The sequence below is a fragment of the Pseudomonas sp. LBUM1676 genome (assembly GCF_059695605.1).
In genome coordinates, this window is sequence record NZ_CP166777.1 from 4,656,787 (window position 1) to 4,677,610 (window position 20,824).

Annotated in this window: 20 protein-coding genes; 6 read left to right on the forward strand and 14 right to left on the reverse strand. The window is 61.4% G+C overall.

Going from position 1 to position 20,824, the window contains the following annotated elements; genetic code table 11:
- Positions 1–10: 10 nt before the first annotated feature.
- The 5 genes from ACA041_RS21605 to ACA041_RS21625 all read right to left on the reverse strand — a co-directional run bounded on the left by ACA041_RS21605 (position 11) and on the right by ACA041_RS21625 (position 8,299).
- Entirely contained in the window at positions 11–1,480 is a 1,470-nt protein-coding gene (locus tag ACA041_RS21605) for an efflux transporter outer membrane subunit (protein ID WP_497437339.1), read from the reverse strand.
- Complete coding sequence (locus ACA041_RS21610) at positions 1,477–1,950, reverse strand: MarR family winged helix-turn-helix transcriptional regulator (RefSeq protein ID WP_497437341.1); 474 nt, start codon at positions 1,948–1,950, stop codon at positions 1,477–1,479. The genes ACA041_RS21605 and ACA041_RS21610 overlap by 4 nt, the downstream gene beginning before the upstream one ends.
- A 237-nt stretch (positions 1,951–2,187) precedes the next feature.
- On the reverse strand, positions 2,188–5,862 hold the full coding sequence (locus ACA041_RS21615; protein ID WP_497437343.1) for a translocation/assembly module TamB domain-containing protein: 3,675 nt from the start codon (positions 5,860–5,862) through the stop codon (positions 2,188–2,190).
- Positions 5,859–7,583, reverse strand: a complete 1,725-nt coding sequence (locus ACA041_RS21620) for an autotransporter assembly complex protein TamA (RefSeq protein WP_497437344.1) — start codon at positions 7,581–7,583, stop codon at positions 5,859–5,861. Before ACA041_RS21620 ends, ACA041_RS21615 begins: the two co-directional genes overlap by 4 nt.
- A gap of 65 nt (positions 7,584–7,648) precedes the next feature.
- Positions 7,649–8,299 (reverse strand): GNAT family N-acetyltransferase, encoded by a 651-nt coding sequence (locus ACA041_RS21625; protein ID WP_154977717.1) that lies wholly within the window; start codon positions 8,297–8,299, stop codon positions 7,649–7,651.
- Positions 8,300–8,629: 330 nt separating this feature from the next.
- Here ACA041_RS21625 and xthA point away from each other — a divergent pair, with 330 nt between their 5' ends.
- Together xthA and ACA041_RS21635 are read left to right on the forward strand one after the other, a co-directional pair.
- The gene (xthA, locus tag ACA041_RS21630) at positions 8,630–9,442 is read left to right on the forward strand and encodes an exodeoxyribonuclease III (protein ID WP_497437346.1); all 813 of its coding nucleotides are present in this window, start codon (positions 8,630–8,632) and stop codon (positions 9,440–9,442) included.
- A 137-nt stretch (positions 9,443–9,579) separates the two neighbouring features.
- Positions 9,580–10,020 (forward strand): CBS domain-containing protein, encoded by a 441-nt coding sequence (locus tag ACA041_RS21635; protein ID WP_154998438.1) that lies wholly within the window; start codon positions 9,580–9,582, stop codon positions 10,018–10,020.
- Between the two features lie 144 nt (positions 10,021–10,164).
- Here the strand turns inward: ACA041_RS21635 and ACA041_RS21640 are convergent, their stop codons facing one another.
- Entirely contained in the window at positions 10,165–10,788 is a 624-nt protein-coding gene (locus ACA041_RS21640) for a glutathione S-transferase (RefSeq protein WP_497437351.1), read from the reverse strand.
- Between the two features lie 237 nt (positions 10,789–11,025).
- Positions 11,026–12,114, reverse strand: a complete 1,089-nt coding sequence (locus ACA041_RS21645) for a DUF1615 domain-containing protein (protein ID WP_497437356.1) — start codon at positions 12,112–12,114, stop codon at positions 11,026–11,028.
- Positions 12,115–12,429: 315 nt separating this feature from the next.
- Between ACA041_RS21645 and ACA041_RS21650 the strand changes: the two genes are divergently transcribed.
- Positions 12,430–13,959 (forward strand): FAD-dependent oxidoreductase, encoded by a 1,530-nt coding sequence (locus ACA041_RS21650; protein WP_497437358.1) that lies wholly within the window; start codon positions 12,430–12,432, stop codon positions 13,957–13,959.
- Positions 13,960–14,097: 138 nt separating this feature from the next.
- Here the strand turns inward: ACA041_RS21650 and hemB are convergent, their stop codons facing one another.
- The 3 genes from hemB to ACA041_RS21665 form a co-directional block, all read right to left on the reverse strand.
- A complete protein-coding gene (gene hemB / locus ACA041_RS21655) occupies positions 14,098–15,072 on the reverse strand; it encodes a porphobilinogen synthase (RefSeq protein WP_497437361.1) in 975 nt (324 codons plus the stop codon).
- 226 nt (positions 15,073–15,298) lie between these two features.
- The gene (locus ACA041_RS21660) at positions 15,299–16,003 is read right to left on the reverse strand and encodes a glutathione binding-like protein (protein WP_497437364.1); all 705 of its coding nucleotides are present in this window, start codon (positions 16,001–16,003) and stop codon (positions 15,299–15,301) included.
- A 35-nt stretch (positions 16,004–16,038) separates the two neighbouring features.
- Positions 16,039–16,164, reverse strand: a complete 126-nt coding sequence (locus ACA041_RS21665) for a hypothetical protein (RefSeq protein WP_497437368.1) — start codon at positions 16,162–16,164, stop codon at positions 16,039–16,041.
- A 187-nt stretch (positions 16,165–16,351) separates the two neighbouring features.
- Between ACA041_RS21665 and ACA041_RS21670 the strand changes: the two genes are divergently transcribed.
- A complete protein-coding gene (locus tag ACA041_RS21670; RefSeq protein WP_497442142.1) occupies positions 16,352–17,023 on the forward strand; it encodes a histidine phosphatase family protein in 672 nt (223 codons plus the stop codon).
- A 172-nt stretch (positions 17,024–17,195) separates the two neighbouring features.
- Here ACA041_RS21670 and mnmH read toward each other — a convergent pair whose 3' ends face one another.
- Positions 17,196–18,299, reverse strand: coding sequence for a tRNA 2-selenouridine(34) synthase MnmH (gene mnmH, locus ACA041_RS21675; RefSeq protein ID WP_497437372.1), 1,104 nt, complete (start codon positions 18,297–18,299; stop codon positions 17,196–17,198).
- Positions 18,299–19,333: a selenide, water dikinase SelD gene (gene selD / locus ACA041_RS21680; protein WP_497437377.1), complete on the reverse strand. Its 1,035-nt coding sequence runs from the start codon at positions 19,331–19,333 to the stop codon at positions 18,299–18,301. Before selD ends, mnmH begins: the two co-directional genes overlap by 1 nt.
- Positions 19,334–19,550: 217 nt before the next feature.
- Here selD and ACA041_RS21685 point away from each other — a divergent pair, with 217 nt between their 5' ends.
- Positions 19,551–19,778 (forward strand): DUF6555 family protein, encoded by a 228-nt coding sequence (locus tag ACA041_RS21685; protein ID WP_064678785.1) that lies wholly within the window; start codon positions 19,551–19,553, stop codon positions 19,776–19,778.
- Positions 19,779–19,815: 37 nt separating this feature from the next.
- Complete coding sequence (locus ACA041_RS21690; protein ID WP_497437382.1) at positions 19,816–20,094, forward strand: hypothetical protein; 279 nt, start codon at positions 19,816–19,818, stop codon at positions 20,092–20,094.
- Between the two features lie 21 nt (positions 20,095–20,115).
- Here the strand turns inward: ACA041_RS21690 and ACA041_RS21695 are convergent, their stop codons facing one another.
- Positions 20,116–20,283 (reverse strand): metallothionein, encoded by a 168-nt coding sequence (locus ACA041_RS21695; protein WP_150800966.1) that lies wholly within the window; start codon positions 20,281–20,283, stop codon positions 20,116–20,118.
- 88 nt (positions 20,284–20,371) lie between these two features.
- Positions 20,372–20,824 carry a DMT family transporter gene (locus ACA041_RS21700; protein ID WP_497442143.1) on the reverse strand — a complete coding sequence of 151 codons (453 nt, stop codon included), beginning with the start codon at positions 20,822–20,824 and terminating at the stop codon, positions 20,372–20,374.

Below are 20,824 nucleotides of genomic sequence, written 5' to 3' on the forward strand. Positions count from 1 at the left end.
ATACCTTGAATTAGTGGTGCTGCGTGGCTGGGGTTGCGTTGGCGGCGGTCAGGGTTTCGCCCTGGTAACCGCCACCCAGTGCCTGCATCAGTTGGATCGACAGGTCGATCTGCTCGGCATTCAAGTTGGCCAGCTGACGCTGGGCCTGGAGCAATTGCTGCTCGATGCTGAGCACGTCCAGGTAGTTGCCGATGCCGGAACCGTAGCGCTGGACCACGGTGTTGTATGACTGCTGGGCAATGTCGGTGGCGTGTTGCTGGGCGCCGATCTGCCGGCCGATATCGCGCAACTGGTTGATGGTGTCGCTGACATCGCCCAAGGCCTTGACCAGGCTTTTGTTGTACTGCGCCACCGCGAGGTCGTAATCGGCGTCGCGGGAATCGAGGTCGGCACGCAGACGGCCGCCGTCGAAAATCGGCACGGAGATCGTCGGCGCGATGTTGAAGAAACGGCTGGCCGAACCGAACATCGCATCGCCCAGCAACGACTCGGCACCGGCCGCGGCGCTCAGGTTGAGGTTGGGATAGAAGCGGGTTTTGCCGGCGTCGATGTTCTTGCTCGCCGCCTCGACCCGCCAACGCGCGGCCACCAGGTCCGGACGACGACCGAGCAACTCGGCCGGCAATACCGATGGCAGCGCCACGGCGCTGGCCTGGAGAACGTTCGGCCGGGCGATCTCGTTGCCGCGGTCCGGGCCTTTGCCGAGCAAGACGGCCAGGGCGATTTTCGCGCTCTGCAGGCGTTTTTCGGCGTCGATCAGGCTGGCTTCGGACGACGCTTGCAGGCTTTCGGTCTGCTGGAACTGGTACTGGCTGTCGATCCCCGAACTCAAGCGACGCTGGCTCAGGTCGAGCATCTGCCTGGTACGCTTGAGGTCTTCGCTGGCCAGGTCATGGACGATGTGCGCCTGCCCCAGATCGCTGTAGGCGCGGGCGACGTCGGCAGCCAGGGTCAATTGCGCCGCCTGTTGATCGACTTCGGCGGCACGGGCCTGGCCCAGTGCGGCTTCCCACGCATCGCGCTGGCCGCCCCAGAGGTCAAAGTTGTAATTGAAACCGGCGCTGATGTTGCGCACGGTGGAGTACGCATCACCCTCCCCTCGCGGGTCTTGATCGCGAGCCAGGCGCGAACGGCTGACGCCGGCGCTGGCATCGAGGGTCGGCATCCGCTCGGCGTCGGCGGCATAAGCGGCGGCGCTGGCCTGATGGGCACGGGCGTCGGCGATCTGCATGTCCGGGCTGTCGTGCAGGGCTTCGCGGATCAGGCCATCGAGTTGCGGATCGCCCAGGCTGGTCCACCAGTCGCTTTTCGGCCAGGCCGCCAGCGACAGGGTCACGCCGCCAAGGGTCTGCCCGGCCTTGAGATTTTTCGCTTCGAGGCTGACGCCTTCGGTGGTCAGGCCGCTGTAGCTGGCGCAACCGGCCAGGGTCATGGCCAACAGCACCAGACTCAGGCCGGTGCGCAAGGTTTTACTGTTCATTTGTCACCTACCCGCAGCAGGGTGATCGAGTCACCGGCAGCCACCAGGATTTTCTTGAGGATTTGTTCCAGGGTGTTCAATTCTTCCGGGGTGATGGCGCCGGCCAGTTCATTCATGGCGTCGGCGCCGATCTCGGGCAAACGTTCAGTCAACCGCTGGCCTTGTTCGGTCAGCACCAGTTGCACCTGGCGGCGGTCCGCCGCGCAACGTTGGCGGGCGAGGAAACCTTTCTGTTCCAGACGATCGAGCATGCGTGTCATCGAACCGCTGTCCAGGGACAGGTGGCGGCACAGCTCGGCCGGGGTATCGACACCGAACTGGGCCATGATGATCAGCACCTTGAACTGCGCGGCAGTGATGCCGTGGGGTTCCATGTGGGTGTCGATGATCCGGTCCTTGAGCAGCGCCGCGCGCCCGAGCAGGAGGCCGAGGTGGCAGGTATGGAATTCGTCCGGAGTGAAATGTTTCATCTAGCCACCAATTAGCTGCCTAGGCAGAGAATGTATGTCGAGATGTTACTGCTTAGGCAGCGAATGTCAACGCAATAGTTAGGTTGCTTGCTATTTAGTTGATAAATGGCACCGGATTATGTGGCGTCCACGCCGACGCCATCGCGAGTAAGCTCGCTCCCACAGGGATCGCATTGAACCTGTGGGAGCGAGCTTGCTCGCGATGGGGGCGACTCAATTTCCGAAAGGGAACGGGGCCTAGAAATCCCGCTTGTAGAAGATATCCAGCGAACTGGCCACGCCACCCGCTGCTTCGAGGTACACCTTCTTGCTCAGCTTGTAGCGCAAGGCGATGGTGTTGGCCGGCTCGAACACGCCAACGCCGTAACGCAGGCTGAGTTTCTCCGAGATATTGCCGCTGGCCACCACGCTGGTGGTGTTGCCGCTGCCCTCGGTATCGAGCTGGAAGTCCTGAATGCCCAGGTTTTTCGCCAGCCCGCCGGTCACCCCCGAGCTGCCCATCAAGCCCAACCCGAGGGCGGCCTGGGCCAGCATGTTGTTGTCTTCACCGGTGGTACTGATCGGACGCCCCAGCACCAGGTAGGACAACGCCTGTTCCTGGCTCATGGCCGGCTCGGAGAAGATTTGCGTGGTCGGCTGCTCGGCACTGCCGCTGAGGCGGATACCGGCGATGATGTCATCGGTCTGGCGTATCGCTTCGATGTCCAGGTAGGGCTGATCGATGGGCCCGGCAAACAGCAAACGCGCCCGGCGAACCGTCAACCGCTGGCCATAGGCACGGTAACGCCCGTCGTTGAGCCAGAGCTCACCGCGGGTGTCCATGTTGTCGCCGATGTGCACATGCCCTTGCAGGTTGGCGGTCAGGCCAAACCCGGCAAAGCTGAGTTTTTCTTCGCCCACCACCACATCGATGTCCATCGCCATGGCCATCGGCGGTTTGCCCTCTTCGGTCTGCTGGCCGATGATCACCGTGTCATCGGAGACCTTGACCGTCGACGGCGGCAACTCGCGCACGGTGATTTCACCCTTGGGCACCCGCACCTTGCCGGCAATCGCCAGTTTGTCGTCCTTCATCGAGATCTTCAGGTCCGGCGCCATTTCCAGCTTGGCATAGGGCTCGACGGTTACCGGCAACTGCGAGCCCTTGAGCACCAGGTCCACCACCAGCGCCTGGCCCCAGGCGATGTCGCCATTGAGGCTGCCCTGCCCGGCCTTGCCGCTTTTCCAGCGGCCATCCAATTGCACGGTTTCGCCGGCAATCACCGCCCGCACCTGCAAGGCTTCCAGTTCCATCGGCAGTTCAGGCCCGGAAATCTGGCCGTCGCTGAGCAACAGGCTGCCGTTGACCTGAGGCGCCAGCAAGGCACCGGAGATCGTGCCGCTGCCATTCAGGCGCCCGGTCATTTTCTCGACCATGGGCACAAACGGCCGCGCCACGGACAGGTCCAGTCCATTCAAACGGAAAGAGCCGGTCAGCGGTTTGTCTTTTGGCAAAGGATTGATTTGCGCCTGTACCATCAATTCGCCGAGCTTGCCGCCGACGAAGTTGAGGTCGGTGTCGATGCGCTTCGGCGTGAGTTTGCTGGTGAGTTTCAGGGTCTGGTACGGGAAGTCCAGCCACTGGTCTTTTTCGCGCATGCGCAGGGTGCCGCCGCTGGCATCGATGCTGATCTGACCGTTCGGGCCGCTGGCAGGCATGTCCAGTTGCAGGTCGGCATTGAGCCGGCCTTTCCAGGCGAAATCCTTGGGCAACCACTGCGCCAGGCTGTCGATCGGAAATTGCTTGAGGTGATACCGCAGCTTCGGCTCCGGCATCAGACGCTGGTCTTCACCGCACAGGCTGGCCGGGCCGGACATCCAGCAGTGGGCGCCGAAGTTGATCTTGCCGTCGGCCAGCCGTTCGAGCTTCGCCGGACCTTGCAGCTTCCAGTCCTGGCCACCGGCCTGGATATCGCCACTGGCCAGGCGTCCGCGCCAGTTGCCCTTGTCCAGCGCGCCGTCGAATCCCAACGCCAGTTTCAGCTGCGGCCCTTGCAGCTCGAGAGCCAGCTTCTGGTTCTTGATATCACCCTGACCACTGGCGGTCAGCGTACCCAGCGAAGTGTCGCCGGCCTGGATGCCGCTGCCCTTGAGATCGATTTTCGCCCGTTGCGCGCTGTCGAGCGTCGCGTCGAGGTTCAGGCTTTGCAGACGATTGTCTTCGAACGCCAAACGCGTGCCTTGCAGCCCGAGTTTGCCTTGCGGCGCCTTGAGCGTGCCGGCGACATCGACCCGGCCATTGAGTTGACCGCGCAGTTGCGGCCAGAGCTGCGCCAGGCGCGGCAGCTTGATGTCGATCTGGCCGGCGAGCTTCTGCTGCAGGCTGCCCTTGCCATTGATGCTGTTGTCGCCCAGGCGGATCTGCAGCGCACTGAGGTTCCATTGCTCGCCGCCGCCATCGGCCTTGGCCTGGATCACTGCGGGTTGGCCGCGCAGCTTGCCCTTCAGGTCCAGGTCGGCGTTGAGGCTGAGCTGGTCATTCTTGAGCTCGCCTTTGCTGCGCAATGGCCCGGCCAGGGTGCCCGGCAACTCCGCCACCCAGTACGCCGGATTGATTGCCGACAGGTCCAGCGCCGTGTCCCAGGCAATGCCATCGGCAAATTGCAGGTTCAGGTGTCCCTGGGCCTTGCCCTGCCCGGCTTCGAGCTGGATCTGTTGCAGGTATATTTTCGTCAGGTCGCCGGCGAACGGGCTGTTCAGGCTGAACGCCCCGGCCGGGCCATCCAGCGCCGCCTTGAAATGGCCGAGGTACTTGCCGTCGGTATAAGAGACTTGGCCGTTGAAGCTGCGCAGCGCCACTTCCGGTTCGTCGATCACTGGATAAAGGCGGTGCCACGGGAAATCCAGCCAATCGATTTTCGCCTCGGCTCTCAGGCCTTTGCTCCAGTCCAGAAGCCCGGTGAGCTTGAGGCTTTGCTTATCGTTGGCGGTCAGGTCCAGGCCGGCGATCTGCGCGCCATTGGCGTCGACCTTGCCTTGCAGCAACAACGCGACCGGGCCTTTTTCGGCGGGCAGCGTGGCCTTGCCGAGCAGCTGGTAGCCGCGCTTCAGGTCGCCGTCGCCGGTGAGTTCCAGCTGATTGAGCTGCAGGGTATCCGGCAGATCGGCACTGGGCTTGAAGCCGTCGGCGGTGATCCGCACCTTGGCCGGCAGGTTGTCCACCAATGGTTGCAATTGGCCAGTTAGTTGTCCGTTCAGATAGCCGCTGCTGTCGGCTTTGAGGTTCAGCGTTTTCAGCAGATCGCCGTCGACCTTCAGGGCCAGCGCCCAAGGTTCGGTGCCCGGTGACGGCAGGGTCAGTTTGCCTTCGGCTTGGAGCGGCCAGTTGCCAGAGGGTTGCAGCAGGCCGGAAAGATTCAGGCTCAGTTCATCCCGTTGCAGGTGCACGGAGTCGATCCGCAAACCTTGTTCGGTCCAGTGCGCCGCCAGTTGCAGGCCCTTGAGCTCTTCACTGCCATTGAACAGCAGACTGCCAACCTGGACGTCGCCCAACTCGATCGCCAGTGGCAATGTCAGGTCCGGCAGGGTGATGGGTCCGCTGCTCTGATCTTCTTCACCGGGTGGAAATTGCAGGCTGACCTGATCGGCCTTCAGTTGCTCGATGCACAGGGTCATGCGCGTCAGGCACAACGGCGACCAGGCGAAAATCGCCTTGCTCAGCTCGACCCGGCTGCTGTCCTGCTGCCACAGCAGGTGGTCGGCGCTCCACTGCCCGCCCAGGCGACCCTGGAAATTCTCCACGGTCAAACCCGGCACAAACCCGAGCGCCCAGCGACTGCCGGTCACCGTTCCCAACACCGTGGCCAGCGTCAGGATGACCAGCATCAACAGTGCCAGTACCGCCAGCAGCGTTATTCTCAAACCACGCTTCACAGCTCAGGCCCCATGGAAAAGTGCAGTCGAAACCCGCCGTCCTCTATGGCATGGGCCAGGTCGAGACGAATCGGCCCCACCGGCGACACCCAGCGCACGCCGATGCCAACGCCGGTCTTGAGGTTCGGCAGTTCTAGCGTATTGAAGGAGTTGCCTTGGTCAACGAAGGTCGCAACCCGCCATTTTTCGGCGACGGAATACTGATATTCGACGCTGCCGGCCACCATGTAACGACCACCGATGCGATCACCGTTGGAGTTTTCCGGCGACAGGCTCTGATAATCGTAACCGCGCACGCTCTGATCGCCACCGGCGAAGAAGCGCAGCGACGGCGGCACTGATTTATAGCCGTTGGTGGCGCTGCCGCCGACCTGCACCCGACCGAGCAAGCGGTGTTTGTCGAAGACCGTGGTCAGGCCTTTCACCAGCGCCGTGCCGTACAGCAGGTTGTTGTCCGAGCCCAGCCCTTCCTTGGCCACTTTGGTCTCGAATTCCAGGCGATAGCCGTTGTGCGGGTCGATGCGGTTGTCGCTTTTAAGGTAGGAATAGCTGACCCCCGGCATCAGCAACGTACTCAGGCCCGAGTCATCACCGAGGCGATATTCCTCGCGCTGCCATTTGAGCGACACCACGCGTTGCCAACCGCTGGGCAACTTGCTGTGCCACTCGGGCCCCAGGGTCAGCAGCTTGCTCAGGCTGTCCTTGTCAGCGATTTCCGCATACTGATAGCCACCGGCGAAGCGCAGCTTGTCGGTCAGTGGCGGGTCCAGCGGAATGTCGTAGAACAGCCCGACGTTCTGCCGTGGCGCCGAGACTTCGGTCTCCCAGCCGTAGCTGTGCCCCTGGGGGTTGACCCAATGCCGGGTCCAGTTGGCCTTGACCCGCGGGCCGACGTCGGTCGAGTAACCCAGGCCCAAACCCATGGTCCGCGGCTTGCGGGTGTCGAGCTTGACGTCCACCGGGATCACATTGTCCTTGGACGCGGTGGGTGCCGCATCGACCCGCACCCCTTCGAAATAGCCACTCGATTGCAGGGCCTGATTGAGTTCGGCGATCAGTTCGGAGTCATAGGGGGCGCCCGCCTTGAACGGCACCATGCGCTGCAGCAGGTCTTCATCGAAGGGCGTGTCGCCTTCAAAACTGACTTTGCCCAGGGAGTAGCGTGGGCCACTGTTGTAGACCAACTCGATGTCGGCGACGCCGGCTCGCGGGTCTACCGCCAGTTTCTGGCTGGTGAATCGTCCGCTGAAGAAGCCGTAGCGTGAGGCCTGATTCTGGATCAGGCGCTTGGCGTCTTCGTAATGCCCGTGGTTAAGCACCGCGCCGGTTTTCAGCGCAGCGCTTTTGGGCACACGAAAGGATTTAAGGGATGCGGCCGGCCCCTCAACGCGAATGGTGACGTTGCGCAAATGCACCGGCTCGCCGGGATCGATGTTCAGCACCAGGCGTGGTTTCTTGCCACCCTTGACGTCGCTGTCGATCTGCGGCTGGTAGTAACCCAGGGCCTGGGCGGCCTTGCGCGCCTGTTCCTCAGCGCCACGACTGAAGCGCAGCAAGGCTTCCTCGTCACGATCGCCGAGGCTGCCGATATAGCCCTCTATATTGGCTTTGAGTTCATCGTTGGACGGTTTGATCCGAACATCCAATTCACTTTGCGCCAGCGCCGCGCAGCTGGTGATCAGCATCAGCATGCCGCTGGTAAATCTTCCAGGAAACTTCATAGGCGCGGATGCTATCACGAGCGTGGGAGCGTGATAGAGCCTCGCTTTGCACGAAAGTTCTACCTTTATGCCGTTGCTGTTTGTAACACCTGCGGATTAGCGTGGAAAAATACGTGTTCGCGGATGGGTCCTACGGCCACTTCGCCGATTTCCTCATAGCCCTGACGCTTATAGAACTCCAGATAACGAGGATTCCCGGTATCGAGCACGACGCCCTGTGAGTGTTCATCCACCGCGCACCAGTTGTGCACCGCTTGCAGCAGCTGTTCGCCGAAGTGCTTGCCCTGGAATTGTGGATGAATCCCCAGCAACGGCAAAAGGTGCACCGAGTCGGACGGCACGCACGCCATCACCGCATCGTGATACTCGAGGTAGCGGCGGGTGCAGCGAAACCCGGTGCTGAGCACCATCCGCAGGCGCCAGGCCCAACTTTCGGTGATGCCCAGGCGCCGTTGCGGCGGCGCGATCAGGGCGATGCCGATCAACCGGTCGTTGACCAGCAGGCCAATGGCCGGCAGGTCCTGCAGGAAGTGCTGCTTGACCAGTTCACGCACGGTGGCGCGAACCCGTTGTTCATAACCGGGGCGTTCCGCTTCGAACAGATAACCGAAGGTCGGTTCGTGCCGATAGGCCTGGTACAACAGAGAGCGTGCTTCGCGGGAATAGCCGCTATCGAGCATGTGGATATCGGCGATGGCGGTCGAGGTTTCGGGCATAACGGTTGATCTCTTTGGGGCGCAGCTCAAAAGGCCGCGTTCTTATGGGTACGAGCCCTTCGGCGCCGGCACAGTTCCGTGCTGATCCAAAATCAGTGCGGGTGCAGGGGCCGCCTTCGCCGGCAAGCCGGTCTCGCTCTCACAAGGTATAGACCAGACTGAAGAAATCAGTGGTCCGTACCAATATCAATGTGGGAGCGAGACCGGCTTGCCGGCGAAGAGGCCGGAACAGACGACACAGGACCATCGAGGAATGCGAATCGCCTCACCCCAAGCTGGCCCCATTCCTTCATGTCGGCTAGCATCGCCCTTTTGCCAGGACTGCCGACCATGAAGATCGTCTCCTTCAACATCAACGGGCTGCGCGCTCGCCCGCATCAGCTGGCGGCGCTGATCGAGAAGCATCAACCTGACGTGATCGGGCTGCAGGAAACCAAGGTCCACGACGAGCAATTCCCCCTGGCCGAGGTTCAGGCCTTGGGCTACCACGTGTACTTCCACGGGCAAAAGGGCCACTACGGTGTCGCCCTGCTCTCGCGCAAGGAGCCGCTGGCGCTGCACAAGGGGTTTGCCACCGATGAAGAAGACGCCCAGCGCCGCTTCATCTGGGGCACCTTCGCCGACGCCAATGGCGTGCCGGTGACCATCATGAACGGCTATTTCCCCCAGGGCGAAAGCCGTGACCACCCCACCAAATTTCCGGCCAAGGAACGCTTCTACGGCGACTTGCAGCAATTGCTGGAAAGCCGGTTCAGCAACGATCAGCCGCTGGTGGTGATGGGCGACGTGAACATTTCCCCGGAAGACTGCGACATCGGCATCGGTGCGGACAATATGAAACGCTGGCTGAAAACCGGCAAATGCAGCTTCCTGCCCGAAGAACGCGAGTGGATGGCGCGGTTGAAGAACTGGGGCCTGGTGGACAGCTTCCGCCACCTCAACCCGCAGGTGGCCGACCGATTCAGCTGGTTCGACTACCGAAGCCGCGGCTTTGAGGACGAACCCAAGCGCGGGTTGCGGATCGACTTGATCATGGCATCCCACGGCTTGTTGCCGCGGGTCAAGGACGCGGGCGTGGACTACGAACTGCGCGGGATGGAAAAACCCTCGGACCATGCGCCGATCTGGCTTGAGTTGAGTTAAACGCAACGATCGCGGCCCTCGGCACGAGAAAAACCGCCGAATGACGTTTTTTGTGTGTTATCTGCCGCTTTCTGTCTTGCTCTGTGAGCCTGGGTCTACGATTCTTCAAGGACAACGACAACACCTGAGAAACCGCCATGAAAACCGTCGCCCAACTGCTCAAGTTAAAGGCCCAGCAAAATCAGGAAGTGCATACCATTGCGCCACATCAAATGGTGCTGGAAGCGCTGATGGTCATGGCCGCGAAAAATGTCGGCGCATTGCCGGTTGTCAAGAATGGCGAGGTCATCGGCATCATCAGCGAGCGTGACTATGCTCGTAAACTGGTGCTCAAGGGCCGTTCGTCCGTCGGTACCCCGGTCGAAGACATCATGGTGTCGCCGGTCATCACCGTGGACACCCACCAAACGGTGGAAACCTGCATGGGCATCATGTCCGACAAACGCCTGCGGCACTTGCCGGTGGTGGAAGGCGGCACGTTGATCGGCTTGCTGTCGATCGGCGACCTGGTCAAGGAAGCCATCGCCGAGCAGGCCGAGCTGATCCGGCAGCTGGAGCAGTACATTCGCGGGGAATAATTACCCTGACACCACATACCCCTTGTGGGAGCGAGCCTGCTCGCGATGCGGCCATCACAGTCGACATCAATGTTGAATGTCAGTCCGTCATCGCGAGCAAGTCGAATCGTCGCACCGTCGCTCCCACAGGGTTTTGTGGTGTTCTCAGGACGGCCAATGCCGGGCGAAGACCGGTGCCAGCGTCGGGTGCCGGTCGATGCGTTCCAGCCACGTGAAAAACCCCGGCCGGGTAGTGCGCAAATGCTCCCGGCTGCCTGCCCACCGGCTTACCACCGCCGCCAGCACATCCAGGGCTCTGGGGCTTTCATCGCCCAGGTACAACTCACCCGAGAACTGATCGGCAAACACCTCCCAGCTCCAATGCAGGCGACGGCGCGCGCCGGCCATGAGGTTGTGCCTGGACGCTTCATCCGCCGTGGCCAACCAGCGCTCGGGGTAGTCGATGATGCCGATGGCCGCATAGCAATTGCTGACGATGAAGGCCAGGCCGCGGATGGCCTGGTCGCGCTCGGCGGCGTTTTCCGGCAGCAGCTTGGAAGCGGGAAAGGTCAGCCCCAGGTGAATCAGGATCGCCGCACTCTCGGTGAGAATGCTGCCGTCGGGCAATTGCAGGGTCGGAATCTGCTTGAGCGGGTTGAGTTTCTCCAACGCCATGGCGTCCTGCGGGGACAACTCGACGTCGATAAAGCGGTAAGGGATTTCACAGAGCTCGAGTGCTGCTTCGATTGCGGCTGCGCCGGAGTTCTGGTGTCCATAGAGCTGGTACATGGTGCAGCCTCCTGGCGAGACGAGAATATAGTCAGTAGAGGCGCTCTCACCCGGCCTCGTTCCGCTTCATCAAACGAATTTGCGATGCTCATCAGTGTAGAAGTGCCCATGGATGCCGGCAATAAACCGGGATTCAGGCGGCGCCCGCCCCCCCTGTAATTGAATGGACTCGCCCAAGCCGAGGCGGCCTCAAGCCATGCAGCGCCCATGCAGACGCCTTCGCCAGCAAGCCGGCTTCTACTCCCGCGCCATACACCGCTGATAACGCTCATCGACCCGTTTGGCGAACCACGCCGTGGTCAGCTTGCGGGTGATTTTCGGGCTCTGCAGCACGATCCCCGGCAACACCGCACGGGGTAATGAACGGCCTTCGGCCTGTTCGGCCAGCTCGAAGACACGCTGATAGAGCTCGCTGTCCTCGAACTCGAGGCTTTTGCCCTCCTCCAGCTGATCGCGGATGGTCGGATTGCGCATGCCCAGTTGCTTGCCCAGGGTACGCACCGCCAGCTCCGTGGTGCCGGGCATGATCGAATCGTAGCGCACCAGGTCGCCATCCAGCGCCAGCGGGATGCCCGAAGCACGACTCACCGCGTTCTGGAATGCGGCATTGCGGCTGGCGTACCAACCGGCATTGAAATCGGCGAAGCGGTACAGCGGCTGCTTGTAGCTCACCGGGTAACCAAGCAAGTGGGCGATGCCGAAATACATGCCCCCGCGACGGCTGAACACTTCACGACGAATCGAGCCTTCCACCGCATACGGATAATCCCGGGCCTGCTCCTCGGCGAAATCGATGCTGACCTGCATCGGTCCGCCGGTGTGTACCGGGTTGAAACCGCCAAACAGGGTGCGGCCCATGGGTACCATGCCGATGAAATCATCGAAGATCGCGCTGAGCTCTTTTTCACTGCGCGCGGCATTCAGACGGTCGCTATAGCTTTTGCCGTTGCTGGAACTCACCTGCAACGCACCGCTCACCAGCAGGCCGGGGATGTGCGCCTTGGCGGCCCGGCGGTCGATCTCGTCGCGGGCGATCCTGCCCAGGCCCGGCACCGGCGGGTCCACCTGAAAGGTTGACTCCTGCTCGGTGACCGCGAGTACCGAGCACAGGTTTTGCGTGGAGGGATAAATGTTCTGGGCGGCAAAGGCTACATAGATGTCGGTGGCCCAGCCTTGGCGGTCGACGGTTTTGGCTGGCAGCAGGCGCACGATCTCGGCCTTGACCTCGGCGGGCTTGCGAACAGGCGGTTCCTGGACGCGCTGAGTGCCGCAACCGGCGAGAACCAGCAGTGCGGCGATACTCATGATCAATCGATTGGCTTGCATGGTGCTCCATCAAATCCGTTGAGCCGGGTTAACCATACGATCAATGGCATGGCGCAGGCTATGACTGTGCAGAGCAGGCACTGTTCCCTCTGCAGATTACAGACCGCCCTGTAGGAGCAAGCTTGCTCGCGAAGGTGGTCAACGATAACGCTGGGAAGCTGACACCCCGTGGTGCTCCCAGGTTCTTCGTCGGAACGCCGCCCGGAGCAAGCTCGCTCCTGCAGGTACGGCTGCATCCTTTTCCATTGGGCGGCCAGCCTGCCCCAACGCCTCGACTGAACCATACTTGATCAACAGATCGAGGAGGGTTGGCACATGAACCGTAGCGACGTGCTGATCATCGGTGCCGGCCCGACCGGCCTGGTCCTGGCGCTGTGGCTGAGCAAACTGGGGATCCGCGTGCGGATCATCGACAAGGCGTCGAGCCCCGGCACCACGTCGCGGGCGCTGGCCGTGCAGGCGCGGACGCTGGAGCTGTATCGCCAGCTCGACCTCAGCCAGGCCGTGGTGCAGAACGGTCATCGAGTCGCCGCGGCGAACTTCTGGGTCAAGGGCGAACCCGTGGCGCGCTTGCCACTGACCACGATTGGCGAGGGCCTGACGCCCTACGCATTCCTCGAAATATACCCCCAGGACGAGCATGAACAGCTGCTGATAGAGCGCCTCGAAGCCTTTGGCATCAGGGTCGAGCGCACCACCGAGCTGGAGGGTTTCGAGGAAACCGGCGACGGCATCAGTGCCCGCCTGCGCTTGCCCGATGGCCAGCTGGAACTCTGTCAAACCTGTTACCTGGCCGGTTGCGACGGTGCCCGGTCGATCGTGCGCAAGGCCCTGGACACCGGCTTTCCGGGTGGCACTTATCAGCAGATTTTCTACGTCGCCGACGTGCAAGGCAGTGGGCCGACCTTCAATGGCGAGCTACACCTGGACTTGGATGAAGCGGATTTTCTCGCGGTATTTCCATTGGCCGATGAGGGTCGAGCCCGACTGATCGGTACGGTGCGCGATGAGCGCGCCGAGCAGGCCGAGACCCTGCGTTTTGAAGACGTCAGCAGCCGGGCCATCGAGCACATGAAGGTGCAGGTCGAAAAGCTCAACTGGTTCTCGACCTACCGCGTGCATCATCGGGTGGCGAATCACTTTCGCACCGGCCGTGCGTTTTTGTTGGGCGACGCCGCTCACGTCCACAGTCCCGCCGGCGGCCAGGGCATGAATACCGGAATTGGCGATGCGATCAATCTGGCCTGGAAACTGGCGGCGGTACTGAGTGGCGGTGCCGAGGCCAGACTGCTCAACACCTATGAAACCGAACGCATCGCATTTGCCCGCAAACTGGTCGCCACCACCGATCGGGTGTTCAGTTTCGTGATCGCCGACGGAAACCTGGCCGACTTGCTGCGTACTCGTGTGGCGCCGTTCCTGATCCCCAAGGTGGCGTCACTGGAAGCGAGCCGCGAGTTCCTCTTTCGCACCGTGTCGCAAATCACCCTCAATTATCGCGGGATGCCGTTGAGCAAAGGCGTGGCCGGGCAGGTGCACGGTGGCGACCGGCTACCCTGGGCCCACGACGGTGAAGGGGACAATTTCGAATCGCTGAAAAACCTGACCTGGCAGGTGCATGTGTATGGCGACACCAGCGATGAAATGATTGCCTGGTGCAACGAACATCATTTGCCGCTGCACGTGTTCGGCTGGCGTCCGGCGTTTGAAGCGGCGGGCCTGGGGCGTAACGGGTTTTATCTGTTGCGGCCGGATACTTATGTGGCGATTGCCGAGACGTGTTCCGATCCGAAGGTGATCGAGCGGTACTTCCGGGATCATGGGATCAGGCCGTTTTTTGCCTGAACCGGTGAACCACCATCAAATGTGGGAGCGAGACCGGCTTGCCGGCGAAAGCGGAGTGTCAGTCGACATTGATGCTGCCTGACACACAGCCTTCGCCGACAAGCCGGTCTCGCTCCCACAGGGGTCTTGTGGTGGTTTTCAGATCCCGGCCAAGGCCAGGTCCATCGCAAAGTAGGTGAAGATCAGATCCGCACCCGCCCGCTTGATCGCCCCAAGGCTTTCACGCACCACCCGATCCTCATCGATCGCCCCGGCCTGGGCGCCGAACTTGATCATCGCGTACTCGCCGCTCACCTGGTACGCCGACAGCGGCAGGCGCGACACTTCGCGGATGTCGCGGATGATGTCCAGGTACGCGCCCGCCGGCTTGACCATCAGCGCGTCGGCGCCCTCCTGCTCGTCCATCAGCGATTCGCGCACCGCTTCACGGCGGTTCATCGGATTCATCTGATAGCTTTTGCGGTCGCCCTTGAGCGCACTGCCACCCGCCTCACGGAACGGGCCATAGAGCGCCGAGGCGAACTTGGTCGAATAGGCCATGATCGCGATCTGGCTGAAACCCGCCTCATCCAGAGCCCGGCGAATGGCCTGGACCTGCCCGTCCATGGCGGCTGACGGGGCAATCACATCGGCCCCGGCCCGGGCGGCGGCCACGGCTTGTCTGCCGAGATTGATCAGGGTCTGGTCGTTGTCGACTTCATGGTTGTGCAGCACGCCGCAATGACCGTGGTCGGTGTACTCGCAGAAGCAGGTGTCAGACATCAGGATCATGTCCGGTACCGCATCCTTGGCAATGCGCGCCATGCGCGAGACCAGGCCGTTGTCGCTCCAGGTATCGCTGCCATTGCTGTCCAGATGATGGGACACGCCGAAGGTCATCACCGACTTGATCCCGGCGCGGGCATAACGCTCGATCTCGCCAGCCAGTTTCGATTCCGGAATACGCATCACCCCGGGCATGCTCTTGATCGGCACGAAGTCATCGATTTCTTCCTCGACGAAAATCGGCAGCACCAGGTCGTTCAGGCTGAACTCGGTTTCCTGGAACAGGCTGCGCAGGCTCGCATTGCGGCGCAGACGGCGTGGACGTGCTTCGGGGAACTGACTGGACATTGGGGTTCCTGGAGATCGGGGGATGGGACGAAAGTCGTAAGGGACGAAAGCTTATGCCCTGCAAGGCGCAGCGCACAAACATCGAACGCTCAAGACTGCGTTACCGCAACGGCAACAATCATCGGCATCAACACAAAACCCTATAGGAGCCGGCTTGCCGGCGAAGGCGGCCGTCCAGTCAACATGGATGTTGAATGTGCCGGCCTCTTCGCGGGCAAGCCCGCTCCTACATGGATTTGGGGATTTCCAGCCCGCGCATCACCGCCGGCCGCGCCAGGAAGCGCTCCAGCACCCGGGTGACGTTGGCGAAGTCCTTGATGCCCACCAGATCCCCGGCTTCATAAAAGCCGATCAGGTTGCGCACCCAGGGGAAAGTCGCGATGTCGGCGATGGTGTAACGCTCGCCCATGATCCAGTCGCGCCCTTCGAGTCGCCCATCGAGTACGCTCAACAACCGCTTGCTCTCCTCGACGTAGCGTTGCAGCGGACGCTTGTCCTCATACTCCTTGCCGGCGAATTTGTTGAAAAAACCCACTTGACCGAACATCGGGCCGATACCACCCATCTGAAACATCAGCCACTGAATCGTCTCGTAGCGTGCAGCCGACTCCTGGGCCAGCAATTGCCCGCTCTTGTCGGCGAGGTAGATCAGGATCGCCCCGGACTCGAACAGCGCCAGCGGCTTGTCGTCCGGTCCATGGGGGTCGAGGATGGCGGGAATCTTGTTGTTGGGGTTCAGCGAGAGGAATTCGGCGGACAGCTGATCTTTGGTATCGAAGCCCACACGATGCGGCTCATAGGGCAGCCCGATCTCTTCGAGCATGATCGACACCTTGACGCCGTTGGGGGTCGGCAAGGAGTAAAGCTGGATCCAGTCGGGGTATCGGGCCGGCCATTTTCGGGTGATCGGGAACGCGGACAGATCGGTCATTGGGGAAAATCCACGGGAAATTTTGAGACTGCCGATCATAATTCAGGTGCCGCTGAAGGCTGCAATTTTTTGGCGTTATCGATATCGCTGATGAGCAAGATCGAAACATCGCCGCTTTTTTCTGTGCAATCAGAGGTAATCTGTCCATCAATTTGCAACATCCTGTCGATAACCTTTGCTCCAATTCGCATAAAGTGCCGCTAGAGTGCTGCGCTCGTCCGAATCGAACCAAATCGCTTCAGAGGACTCAAAGGACCGGCCCCATGACATGGAAAACACCCGATGCCGGGAGCTCGCGGTGTAGAGGTTTGTCAGCCTTAACCGAATACGCCGAAGATCACCTACATGATGAACCCTTTGAAATTCGCCAAACGCTTCAAACATCGCGCGTACATCTTCCTGCCCACCTTGCTGGCAGTGAGCGCGCTGTTCCTGTCGCTGGAATCCAGCGAAAGCCGCGCCCAACCGGCGGACGGCACCCAGACCCTGGTATTCCTGCGCCACGCGGAAAAACCCGCCGGCGGCCTGGGTCAGCTCAATTGTCAGGGCTTGAACCGCGCAATCGACCTGGCCACCTTGCTGCCGGAAAAATTCGGCAAGGCCAACTACGTGTTTGCAGCGAACCCGACGCGCAATGTCGAGGAAGGCGAACTCGACAATTCCTACAGCTACATTCGTCCCCTGATGACCATCAGCCCCAGCGCGATCAAGCTCGGTTTGCCGGTGAACATCAACTTCTCGGCCAACGACACCAGCGACCTGGCGGATGAACTGCTGCACGACAAGTACCACAACTCGGTCATCTACACCGCCTGGTCCCACGGCTACCTGCCGGAGCTGATCAACAAGGTCGCGGGCGAAGCCGTCGGCAAGAAACAGAACATCACCGAGGACTGGGAGTCCAGCGACTACGACTCGCTGTACGTGCTCACCCTGACCTGGCACAACGGCAAGGCCAGCCTGGTGAGCCACAGCTACAAGCAAGGGCTGGATAATGGTCAGGAGACTTGTCCGACCTGAGCATCAGTGAGTTGATCGAGGCGGTATTGCTTCCAGGTTTATAGCGTCTGCGAGGGCCCCTTCGCGAGCAGGCTCGCTCCCACATTTGATCTTCGGTGAACACCGATGTTGTGTACTGCCGAGATCCACTGTGGGAGCGAGCCTGCTCGCGAAGAGGCCGGCAAAACCACCATCAACCTCGCAGGATCACCCGCTCGCGCAGATACTCAAGCACAGCCCCCCGCTCCCCAGCAAACTCGATCCGCGCCCCTTTCTTCTCCCGCTGAAACCCATACATCGGGTCGTAATACTCGCGCAGCAACCCTTCGATCCACCCCCGGTGAAAATCCACCGCCCCAGTGCTCGCCTGCTCCGCCAGGGCCTCTTCCATCAAGATCAACATCCGCCGATGACGCTCGCCGCCCAGGCGCTTCTGAATATTGTTCAGGCTCGCCAGCAGCCGCTCGGAAAATTGCCCGAAACCTTCATCGCCATACTCCTCGATAAACTCTGCGGACAAATCCACCACGTAGTCGCGCAAAATCCGCTCGACCCGCCCTTCCAGGCTGTCTTCCAGCCAGACCATCGGTAACTGCTGCATGCCCTGATACAGCGGCAAGGGCAGCGCGCAGCTGCCGATCGCGCGGCTCTCGTCTTCCAGCACGAACTGTTCGATGCCACGGGCGCGCTTCTTCAGCAGGTCCACGGCCAGACGGTTTTCAAAGTCTATGTTGGAGGGCTGGCCGGTGGCGCGTTTGCCGAAGCTGGAGCCGCGATGATTGGCGTGACCTTCCAGGTCCAGCGCATTGCCCAGCTGCGTGAGCACCTCGGTCTTGCCGGTGCCGGTCATGCCGCCCAACAGGACGAAATCGCACTGGGCAATGGCCTGATCGACGGTGTCCAGCAGGAACGTGCGCATCGCCTTGTAGCCGCCACCGACTCGCGGATAGTCGATACCCGCTTCATCCCTGAGCCATTGCTGTGCGATCTGCGAGCGCATACCGCCGCGAAAACAGTACAGATAGCCATCGGGATGAGCCCGGGCGAAATCGGCCCAGACTTGAATGCGCTCGGCCTTGATGTCGCCGGACACCAATTGATGGCCCAGGGTGATGGCCGCTTGCTGGCCGTGCTGCTTGTAGCAAGTGCCGACCCGTTGCCGCTCGCTGTCATTCATCAGCGGCAAGTTGACCACGCCGGGAAAGGCGCCCTTGGTGAATTCGACCGGCGCGCGAACATCCATCATCGGCCGGGCGTTGATAAAGATGTCGCGGTAATCGGTGAAGTCCAGTGACATCAGAACACCTCAACCGCGTGGGTCTGTCGCTCGACCAAATGACCAATCGGCTCAAGGCTCAGGCCCAGCCCGGCCGCCACTTCGAGAAATTGCGCGTTGCCTTCGGGGCTGACCGCGATCAGCAGGCCGCCGCTGGTCTGCGGGTCGCAGAGCACACGCTTGTGCAGTTCCTGCAGCCGCCCGAGCTTGCTGGCGTAACTGTCGAAGTTGCGCAAGGTGCCACCGGGAACGCAGCCCTGCTCAAGGTAATACTCGACCCCCGGCAAGCGCGGCACACGCGCGTATTCGATGCGCGCGGTCAACTGGCTGCCATCGGCCATTTCCACCAGATGGCCCAGCAGACCAAAACCGGTGACGTCGGTCATCGCGGTCACGCCGTCGAGTTTGCCGAAATGGCTGCCGGGCTTGTTCAGGGTGCACATCCAGTCGCGCGCCAGGCCGATGTCGGCATGGCGCAGCTTGCCCTTTTTCTCGGCGGTGGTGAGGATGCCGATGCCCAGGGGCTTGGTGAGGTAGAGCAGACAACCGGCGGTGGCGGTGTCGTTGCGCTTCATGTGGCGCTTTTCCACCAGACCGGTCACGGCCAGGCCGAAGATCGGCTCCGGCGCGTCGATGGAATGCCCGCCGGCCAACGGTATCCCTGCCTCATCGCACACCGAGCGCCCGCCGCGAATCACTTCCCGGGCAATCTCCGGCGCCAGCACATTGACCGGCCAGCCGAGGATGGCGATCGCCATCAACGGATCGCCGCCCATGGCATAGATGTCGCTGATAGCGTTGGTGGCGGCGATGCGGCCGAAATCGAACGGATCGTCGACGATCGGCATGAAGAAATCGGTGGTCGACACCACGCCACGCTCTTCGTCGATGGCATACACCGCCGCGTCATCGCGCGAGGCGTTGCCGACCCACAGCTTCGGATCAAGGTTCTGCGCCCCGCTGCCGGCCAGGATCACCTCCAGCACCTGGGGTGAAATCTTGCAGCCACAACCTGCGCCGTGGCTGTATTGGGTCAGACGGATCGGCTCGCTCATGGGGGGAACACCTCGTGAAGTCATTGCCCAAGAGTCTACAGCTCCTACAGCTAATCGGGGCGTACACAAATCCCATGTCCAGCAAAGATCCAGTGTGGGAGCGGCGGTGCGACGATTCGACTTGCTCGCGAAGGCGGCGGCAGCCGTTCGACAATCCGAATGAATTTTCCGCCTCCCCGACGATCCCTCTAATACCACAGGGAGGAATACGGGCTCTATGAACAATGCAAAACTGTTCGTCATTGAATACACCCTTCATGGCGCTCCCAAGTCTTTCATTATCCGCCTGGAAAAAATGGATAACGCGGAGGCTTGGCACTGGGCGAGCTGTGATGCCGGCGTGGGTCGGATCCCGCGCTTCGGCCGGGAAAAGGTGCAAAAGACCAGCAAGCCGATGGCGGAAAAATTCGGCGTGGAGAACGTCAAGTGGCGGCCGGCGAATTAGCCGGTCGCGCAGCTCGGATATCGGGAGGAATCAGCGCATGACAACGACCCCAGTCACCAGCAAGGCGCACATCGATTACGGCCTCGATACGCTGTTCGGTCGGGTCACCAAAAGTGCCGAGTGTCAGGTCGGCCTTGAACAGGTCGAACATGATCCGATGCGCTTCGCGCTACGTGTCCAGCCGCCCTTGCCGGAAGATCTGGAGCAGGCAAAAACCCTGGTGGTGGTGGTTGAAGGACGACGGCTCAACGGCAACATTCGCCATACCGAGCGGTTGGATGATCAAAGTCTGAAACTGGAAGTGGAGCCTGACTAGGCTCCACTCTGGCCTGGTGAGCTATTTGCCGTGGGCGCACTTGCAGCCTTTGCTGGCGCATTCTTCGCCGTTTTCATGGTGCTTGGCACAGGCTTCACAGCAATAGTGCTTGCCGTGGCGTGCGATCGGATGTTCGCCTAGCTTGCAGGAACATTTGGGGCAGTCGCAGATGCTTTCACTGTCGATCATGAGTCTGACTCCATCGGTATGGTTGTCCGGCGCTGTAATGCGCACCGTCATACCAGTGTAGGAGCTGGCGCCCGTCCGTGGATTCGCGTTATGCCTGCCGGGTGTTGCTGCGGTACATGAAGAGCAACGCCAGGGCGAGAAGCACCATCGCCAGTACCCGACTACCGGACAACTCGATCGCCGGATTGCCGAGCCAGCCGAAGTTGTCGATCAGCATGCCCATGCCCAGTTGCCCGACGATCACCGCGACTGTTGCCACTGCCGTCCCCACCCGGGGCACCGCGCCGACCATCACCATCATGTACACCACGCCGAACAGCGCACCACCGAGCTGCCATTTCGGCACGTCCAGCAGGCTCACGGCATGGGCCGGTTCGAAAAACAGGATCAACAACCCGGTGACCACGGCACCCACCACGAAGGTCAGCAAACTGCTGCGCAAGACGCCGACCGTTTCACCCAGTCGCCCGTTGATCGCCGCCTGCACGCTCAATACCGCACCGGCGGCCACGACTACTGCCAATAAAATAATCAGATTCAT